General features: G+C 45.4%; 9 protein-coding genes. 7 read left to right on the top strand and 2 right to left on the bottom strand.

The genetic code is table 11. The features are described 5' to 3' along the window. Positions 1-348: 348 nt before the first annotated feature. The 4 genes from ACEE44_RS10135 (at position 349) to ACEE44_RS10120 (ending at position 3,161) form a co-directional block, all read left to right on the top strand. Positions 349-870 (top strand): FUSC family protein, encoded by a 522-nt coding sequence (locus ACEE44_RS10135; protein WP_449172150.1) that lies wholly within the window; start codon positions 349-351, stop codon positions 868-870. Positions 871-939: 69 nt separating this feature from the next. Further along, positions 940-1,311, top strand: coding sequence for a MerR family transcriptional regulator (locus ACEE44_RS10130; protein WP_449172149.1), 372 nt, complete (start codon positions 940-942; stop codon positions 1,309-1,311). 27 nt (positions 1,312-1,338) lie between these two features. Next, positions 1,339-2,685 carry a type I glutamate--ammonia ligase gene (gene glnA / locus ACEE44_RS10125; protein WP_449172148.1) on the top strand — a complete coding sequence of 449 codons (1,347 nt, stop codon included), beginning with the start codon at positions 1,339-1,341 and terminating at the stop codon, positions 2,683-2,685. A gap of 77 nt (positions 2,686-2,762) precedes the next feature. Beyond that, positions 2,763-3,161, top strand: a complete 399-nt coding sequence (locus tag ACEE44_RS10120; protein WP_323156109.1) for a GNAT family N-acetyltransferase — start codon at positions 2,763-2,765, stop codon at positions 3,159-3,161. Positions 3,162-3,214: 53 nt separating this feature from the next. Here the strand turns inward: ACEE44_RS10120 and rnjA are convergent, their stop codons facing one another. Beyond that, on the bottom strand, positions 3,215-4,894 hold the full coding sequence (rnjA, locus tag ACEE44_RS10115; protein WP_449172147.1) for a ribonuclease J1: 1,680 nt from the start codon (positions 4,892-4,894) through the stop codon (positions 3,215-3,217). Positions 4,895-4,897: 3 nt separating this feature from the next. Beyond that, positions 4,898-5,128: an RNA polymerase epsilon subunit gene (locus ACEE44_RS10110; protein WP_172064670.1), complete on the bottom strand. Its 231-nt coding sequence runs from the start codon at positions 5,126-5,128 to the stop codon at positions 4,898-4,900. Between the two features lie 448 nt (positions 5,129-5,576). On the opposite strand from ACEE44_RS10110, the gene tsaB reads away from it, so the two are divergent. The 3 genes from tsaB to tsaD are packed head-to-tail and all read left to right on the top strand — an operon-like array spanning position 5,577 to position 7,694. Next, positions 5,577-6,260 carry a tRNA (adenosine(37)-N6)-threonylcarbamoyltransferase complex dimerization subunit type 1 TsaB gene (tsaB, locus tag ACEE44_RS10105; protein WP_449172146.1) on the top strand — a complete coding sequence of 228 codons (684 nt, stop codon included), beginning with the start codon at positions 5,577-5,579 and terminating at the stop codon, positions 6,258-6,260. Continuing rightward, a complete protein-coding gene (rimI, locus tag ACEE44_RS10100) occupies positions 6,257-6,697 on the top strand; it encodes a ribosomal protein S18-alanine N-acetyltransferase (protein ID WP_449172145.1) in 441 nt (146 codons plus the stop codon). The genes tsaB and rimI overlap by 4 nt, the downstream gene beginning before the upstream one ends. After that, positions 6,687-7,694, top strand: coding sequence for a tRNA (adenosine(37)-N6)-threonylcarbamoyltransferase complex transferase subunit TsaD (tsaD, locus tag ACEE44_RS10095; RefSeq protein WP_044767678.1), 1,008 nt, complete (start codon positions 6,687-6,689; stop codon positions 7,692-7,694). The genes rimI and tsaD overlap by 11 nt, the downstream gene beginning before the upstream one ends. The last annotated feature ends 91 nt before the right edge of the window (positions 7,695-7,785 follow it).

Below are 7,785 nucleotides of genomic sequence, written 5' to 3'. Positions count from 1 at the left end.
AAGGACTTAGTCCTGTCCAATACAGAACTAAATCCTTTCAATAATTATTTGTCCAACTTTTGGGGGTCAGTACATTCCAGCTCTTTTTTGTGCATCGCGTAGAGTTTCTACGAAGCTAAGCGAGTTAGAAAGTCTAGCAAGGTGAAAAGTTCTTCCAGGACTTGCGACGGCACGGAGTGCCTAGTGCCAGGCCTAGTCTTTCTGGGAAGTGTGACCTAGAAAGACTGGCTAGGTGCTGCATTGACTGAAAAGTAAAAATTTGAGAGAAAAGAGTTGGGAAACCAACTCTTTTCTGCCTTTCTTGGGATAATGACCCCATTTTCCATAAAATCATGTTAGAATAGAGATATGTTTGAAAAATATAAGTTTGATCCTCAAAAATTTCGATTAGGAATGCGGACCTTTAAATCAGGTCTAGCCGTTTTTTTAGTTATTCTACTATTTGGTTATATGGGCTGGGAAGGAATCCAGATTGCAGCCTTGACAACGGTCTTTAGTTTGCGTGAGGACTTTGACCAGAGTGTCCATTTTGGGACTTCTCGCGTGTTAGGAAATACTATTGGCGGTTTTTATGCCATGATATTCTTTTTGCTAGATAGGTTGTTTTCTGATCAGTTCTGGGTGACGGCTGTTTTTATCCCGATATTTGTCATGCTGACTATTATGACCAATGTGGCTATGAATAACAAGGCTGGGATTATTGGCGCAGTATCAGCCTTGCTGATTATTTCTTTGTCAATCCCGTCAGGTGATACCATTCAGTATGTCTTTGTTCGTGTTTTTGAAACCTTTGTGGGTGTTTTTATAGCGATTTTGGTAAATTACGATGTTAATTTGATAAAAAAACGTTTCCAAAAGAAAAGGTGTTAGAAGATATAACATAATCACTTGACCCATGGTCAAAATTCTCCTATAATAGTCTGCAGAAAGGAGTTCATTATGAGAGAAAAAGAGTTCCGTCGTTCCTTGGCCATTTTTCCAATTGGCAGTGTTATGAAATTGACAGACCTAACGGCTCGTCAGATTCGTTACTATGAAGATCATGGCTTGATTAAGCCCGATCGTAATGAGGGCAATCGTCGCTTGTATTCTCTAAATGATATGGATTTGCTTCTTGAAATCAAGGATTATTTGGACGAGGGTTTGAATATTGCGGCTATTAAGAAGGAATATGCAAACCGTGAAGCAAAAGCTAAGGTCCAAAAACAACAGAAAACCTTGACCGATGAAGATGTACGCCGTATCTTACATGATGAATTCAGTCGTCAAGGACGCTTTTCAAGTCCTAGTTCTATTTTCCGTTCATCGTAAATACTTTTAAAAATAGAGGAGAAAACAATGGCAGTCACAGTAGCGGACATTAAACGCGATATCAAAGAGAAAAACGTTACCTTCCTACGTCTGATGTTTACAGATATCATGGGAGTAATGAAAAACGTAGAAATTCCAGCAACTGATGAGCAGGTGGATAAAGTGTTATCAAACAAGGTGATGTTTGATGGTTCATCAATCGAAGGGTTTGTTCGTATCAATGAATCAGATATGTACCTATATCCAGATTTGAATACCTGGACTATCTTCCCTTGGGGTGATGAGAATGGTTCAGTAGCAGGCTTGATTTGTGATGTTTATACAACAGCAGGTGAGCCATTTGCTGGTGATCCTCGTGGTAACTTGAAAAAAGCCCTTCGTCACATGGAAGAACTTGGATTTTCTTCCTTCAATTTGGGTCCTGAGCCAGAATTCTTCCTCTTCAAGATGGATGAGCAAGGAAATCCAACCCTTGAAGTGAACGATAAGGGTGGATACTTTGACCTTGCTCCGACGGATTTGGCTGATAATACTCGTCGTGAAATTGTCAATGTTTTGACGCAAATGGGCTTTGAAGTAGAAGCTAGTCACCATGAATGTGCTGTTGGTCAGCATGAGATTGATTTCAAATACGATGATGTTTTGAGTGCTTGTGATAAGATTCAGCTCTTCAAGTTGGTTGTTAAAACAATTGCCCGTAAACATGGAATGTATGCAACCTTTATGGCTAAGCCAAAATATGGTATCGCTGGTTCAGGTATGCACTGTAATATGTCACTCTTTGACAAGGATGGCAACAATGCCTTCTTTAATCCAGAAGATCCACGTGGTATGCAATTGTCAGAAACAGCCTATCACTTCTTGGGTGGTTTGATCAAGCATGCTTACAACTATACTGCTATCACAAACCCAACTGTAAACTCCTACAAGCGTTTGGTTCCAGGTTTTGAAGCTCCTGTTTACATCGCTTGGGCTGGTAAAAACCGTTCTCCATTGGTTCGTGTTCCAGCTTCTCGTGGTATGGGAACTCGTTTGGAATTGCGCTCAGTTGACCCAACTGCTAACCCATATTTAGCAATGGCTGTGCTTTTAGAAGTAGGTCTTGAGGGTGTTGAGAATAAGATTGAGGCTCCAGCACCAGTTGAAACAAATATCTATGCAATGTCTGATGAGGAACGCCGTGAAGCTGGTATCACAGATCTTCCTTCAACTCTTCATAATGCTTTGAAGGCACTTCGTAAAGATGAAGTTGTTCGTGCAGCCCTGGGCGAACATATCTACACTAACTTTGTAGAAGCTAAGAAAATCGAGTGGGCAAGCTACGCAACCTACGTTTCTCAATGGGAAATCGACAACTATTTGGATATGTATTAAACAAAGGACCCCGACGGGTCCTTTGTTCACGAGCTTGAAAAAGACTACCCTTATATAGATTAAAAAAATTGGAGGCGATGTGGATGGATGAATTTGTAAAAGCTGTATTTGATGAACAGTATAGAGCGGTTTTTGGAGAAGGGCAAGACCTTGCTCCTAGTCAGCAGGAAATTGTTTTGGTAGAAGAGGAAGCAGGTCAATTAGTCGCTGTCTTGCAGGCCCAACAGACCTTGGAAACGATTCATGTAAAGGCTTTGGTGGTTGTCAAACACAAGCAAGGTCAAGGATTGGGGAGGCGTTTGCTGATTCGTTTGGAAAATGAAGCTAGACAAAATGGAGTAAAGAGTATCACACTGTCAACTAAGTCCTATCAGGCTAAGGATTTTTATCTGAAGGCTGGATATTCTATTTATGCTCATCTAACAGATGTGCCGAAAAAAGGAATTTCCAAATATCATTTTATCAAGTGGTTGTAAGGTATTCCTATTAGAAAACAAGTGAAGCCTCGGCAGTTGCCGAGGCTTCTTTCTTAGTGATCAGGCGTTAAAATCATTGGAATGATAATTGGTTCACGTTCTGTTTTTTCGTACAGGAATGGTCGTAGGGCATTGACGATGGCGCCGTTGACCGTCTGGATATTGGCATCTTTATTACGCATAGCGATGCGGATAGCGTTGAAGAGAACGCGTTGGCTTTCGCGGATCAAGTCACCAGATTCGCGCATGTAGATGAAGCCTCGGCTGAGGATGTCAGGTCCTGCCAGAATCATCTTGGACTTGAAGTCAACGGTTGCGACAGCAAGGACGACGCCGTCTTCTGAGAGGTCACGGCGGTCTTTGAGGACAGCTGCACCGATTTCACCAATACGGTTTCCATCCACGTAGATGTCTTGGGCGTTGAACTTGCCGGCCAATCGTGCAGAATCCTTGGTCAGGGCTAGGACATCACCGTTTTCCATGATAAAGATGTTGTCTTTTGGTACACCTGTATCCACTGCTAGACTGGCATGGATTTTTTGCATGCGGTATTCGCCATGGACAGGCATGAAGAATTTTGGCTTGATTAGGCGGAGCATGAGTTTTTGTTCTTGCTGGCCACCGTGTCCAGAGGTATGGATGTTGTTGATCTTGCCGTGAATAACATCGACACCGGCTTCAATCAAGATATTGATGAGCTTGTTAACACCTGTGGTATTTCCCGGAATAGGACTAGACGAGAAGATAACCGTGTCGCCCGGCTGGAGTTGAACCTGGCGGTGAGTACCGTGGGCGATGCGAGAGAGGGCAGCCATTGGCTCGCCTTGGCTACCTGTACAGAGAATCATAATCTCGCTGGCAGGATATTCTTTGATCTCGTTTGGTTCGATAAAGGTGTCTTTTGGAACCTTGATGTAGCCGAGCTCGATACCATTGACGATGGCTTTCTCCATGGAGCGTCCAAAGACAGCGATCTTGCGTCCGGTCTTGACTGCGGCATCAGCCGCCTGTTGCAGACGGAAGATATTAGAGGCAAAAGAAGCAAAGATGATGCGTCCGTGAATGCCTTCTATCAGTTTCATGATGGACTGACCGACCACTTTTTCCGAGTTGGTAAAGGTTGGAACTTCGGCGTTGGTAGAGTCGGAGAGGAGGCAGAGAACGCCTTCTTCACCGAGAGCAGCCATGCGGTGCAAGTCTGCGGGCTCGCCAACTGGAGTGAAGTCGAACTTGAAGTCACCGGTACAGACGATTTTTCCTTGAGGGGTATCAACGACGATACCAAGTGGTTCTGGAATGGAGTGGGTGGTACGGAAGAAGCTGACTTTGAGGTGCTTGAAGGTCAACTCTGTGTTATGATTGATTTCATGCAAAGTCGCATCACGGAGCAGTCCGTGTTCTTCCAATTTGCCACGGATAAGGGCGAGGGCTAAAGGTCCAGCATAGATTGGGACATTGGCTTGCTTGAGCAAGAAGGGAATGCCTCCGATGTGGTCTTCGTGCCCGTGGGTAATGACCAGACCTTTAACACGGTCTAGGTTTTCAACGATGTAGGAGTAGTCTGGGATAACGTAGTCGATACCCAATAGGTCATCTTCTGGGAACTTGATACCGGCATCGACGATGAGAATTTCATCCTTATACTCGATACCGTAGGTATTTTTCCCGATTTCTCCCAAACCACCGATGGCGAAAACGCCAACTTCATGAGGTTTTAGATTGACTGATGACATGGATTAAAACTCCGTAATTTTGAAATCTGCGTGCTCTTTTTCGTATTCGAGGTGTTTGTCAGAGAGTAGGTCAACGAATTCAACGTTGTAGGCTGGGAATTTTGCTTCAACCAATTCTTTGACTTTGATGCGACCTTCCAATTCAGAAGTTGCGTCAACTTCGACATAGAGGGCTTGTGTCTGCTCACGGCGTGGGCTGACTTTTGTTTCTTGGTAAAATACTTTATAAATCATGTGTAGTATAGTTCCTTTCTTTTTGACTGGCAACTATGAAAAAAGCCCCAAACAGCTATTCTGCTTGGTATTTTCTATTCAATTTTCTAGAGTTGTCAATTTATTCAGTCTAAATGTTACTCTTCATTATACCATAAAATTTGCTGATGGTAAAAGGGTTTGGTAGGAAAATGGAAAAGTGTCATGATTTTCAGAAATTCTGCATTTCCGAGAGGGATAAAACAGGGAAGTGAGCTAGGATTCCGAGTGTATTAGGATTACTAAGACAGAGTTCAATTGTGTCGAGAAAATGCCTGTCAACTGCCAGATAGTGATGTGACTTACTAGAATGACAAATCGGTTCGATCCATTAACCTACTAGAAATCACACCCCAGTCTTTTCCATTATTTGAAAAAATATCCAAGATAGCTTACAATAGAGAGTAGCATTGTACAGAAAGAGAAACTTATGAAAATACTAGCTTTGGACAGTTCCAACCAAGCCCTATCGGTTGCCTTGGTGGAGGACGGTCGTTTGCAGGCGGAAACCCTGCTGGCCGTTAAGAAAAATCATAGTATCAGCCTCATGCCTGTGGTCGATTTTTTGGTGGCTCAGGTAGGCTGGACGCCTAAAGATTTGGATCGGATTGTGGTCGCTCAGGGGCCTGGCTCCTACACGGGTCTGCGGGTGGCGGTGGCGACTGCCAAGACTCTGGCCTACACCCTCAAGATCGACTTGGTGGGGCTATCCAGTCTTCAGTCCCTGGTTCCGCCTAGCCTGATGGGTCTGGTGGTGCCTCTCATCGATGCCCGCCGTAACTGTGTCTATGCAGGTCTTTATGAAAATGGCAGAGCAGTTGAGGAAGATAAGTACTGGTCTTTTGATGACTTGCTTTCTAGCCTGTCTGGCAAGGAAGACATCACTTTTGTCGGAGAAGTAGAAAACTTTATCGAGCAAATCGAGCAAGCTCTACCGACTGCCCGGTATCAAGCCAGTCTGCCGTCAGCCTATCAGTTGGCAGTAATCGGTCAAGACTTGCCAGCAGTAGATGTGACCAGCTTTGAGCCCAACTATCTCAAGCGGGTAGAGGCAGAAGAAAACTGGCTCAAGGACAACCAAGCTGACTCAGAAAGTTATATCAAACGTGTATGATAGAGATTAAACACTACGACGGTCAGGAAAATCTGGCAGAGGCTGTTTTGGCAGTTATGCAGTCGGTCTATGAGCAGTCACCTTGGACCTTGGAACAGATTGTAACAAGCCTAACCAGTCAGGATGAGGACTACTATCTGGCCTATGAGGGTCAGGAATTAGTTGGGTTTTTAGCTGTTCATACGGTGCTGGATGAGATGGAAATCTTGCAGATTGCTGTCAGGGCTGATTTTCAGAGGTTGGGAATCGCCAGTCAACTGATGGCTGCTGTGATGGACTGGGAGGGGGACATCTTCCTCGAAGTGAGGGAGTCTAACAGTGCAGCTCAGGCCCTCTATACACGCCAGCATTTTACCAAAATAGGAAAACGAAAAGACTACTACCGTAATCCTGTCGAGGACGCGGTGCTAATGAAAAGAGAACGTGATGAAAGATAGATTGATTTTGGCGATCGAGACCTCCTGTGATGAGACCTCGGTGGCTGTTTTGCGAAATGACGCGGAGCTTTTGTCCAATGTCATTGCCAGCCAGATTGCCAGCCACCAGCGGTTTGGTGGGGTGGTGCCTGAAGTGGCCAGCCGTCACCATGTGGAAGTGATTACGGCCTGTATCGAGGAGGCCTTGTTGGAGGCGGAGGTGACGGCAGAGGACCTGACGGCTGTGGCGGTGACCTATGGGCCTGGCTTGGTCGGTGCCTTGCTAGTCGGGATTTCGGCTGCCAAGGCCTTTGCTTGGGCTAACGGTCTGCCGCTCATTCCTGTCAACCATATGGCAGGGCATTTGATGGCGGCGCGTGCGGTCAAGGAATTGGAATTTCCCCTCCTGGCCCTTTTGGTCAGTGGTGGGCACACGGAGTTGGTCTATGTGTCAGAAGCGGGGGACTATAAGATTGTCGGCGAAACGCGAGATGATGCGGTCGGCGAAGCCTATGATAAGGTGGGGCGGGTCATGGGTCTGCCCTATCCAGCTGGTCGAGTCATCGATGAGTTGGCACATGAGGGGCAGGACATTTATGACTTCCCTCGGGCTATGATCAAGGAAGATAATCTGGAGTTTTCTTTCTCAGGACTCAAATCTGCCTTTATCAACCTCTACCACAATGCCCAGCAGAAAGGGGAAAGCTTGTCCAATGCGGACTTGTCAGCCTCTTTCCAAGCCTGTGTTATGGATATTCTCATGGCTAAGACCAAGAAGGCCTTGGAGCAATACCCTGTCAAGACCTTGGTGGTAGCGGGCGGTGTGGCAGCTAATCAGGGCTTACGAGAGCGGTTGGCGGCTGAAATTACCGATGTGGAAGTCATCATTCCCCCGCTTCGACTCTGCGGTGACAATGCGGGCATGATTGCCTTGGCAGCGGTCAGTGAGTATAATAAGGAAAACTTCGCTGGCTGGGACCTCAATGCCAAGCCTAGTCTGGCTTTTGAGAATTTGTAAGAAAGAGGGGTCGCGAATGTACTGACCCCCAAAAGTTGGACAAATAATTATTGAAAGGATTTAGTTCTGTATTGGACAGGACTAAGTCCTT

This window comes from Streptococcus sp. 32226D021BW (assembly GCF_053545015.1).
The sequence above is the reverse complement of the archived record's forward strand: the minus strand, read 5'-3'. Positions and strand labels throughout refer to the sequence as shown.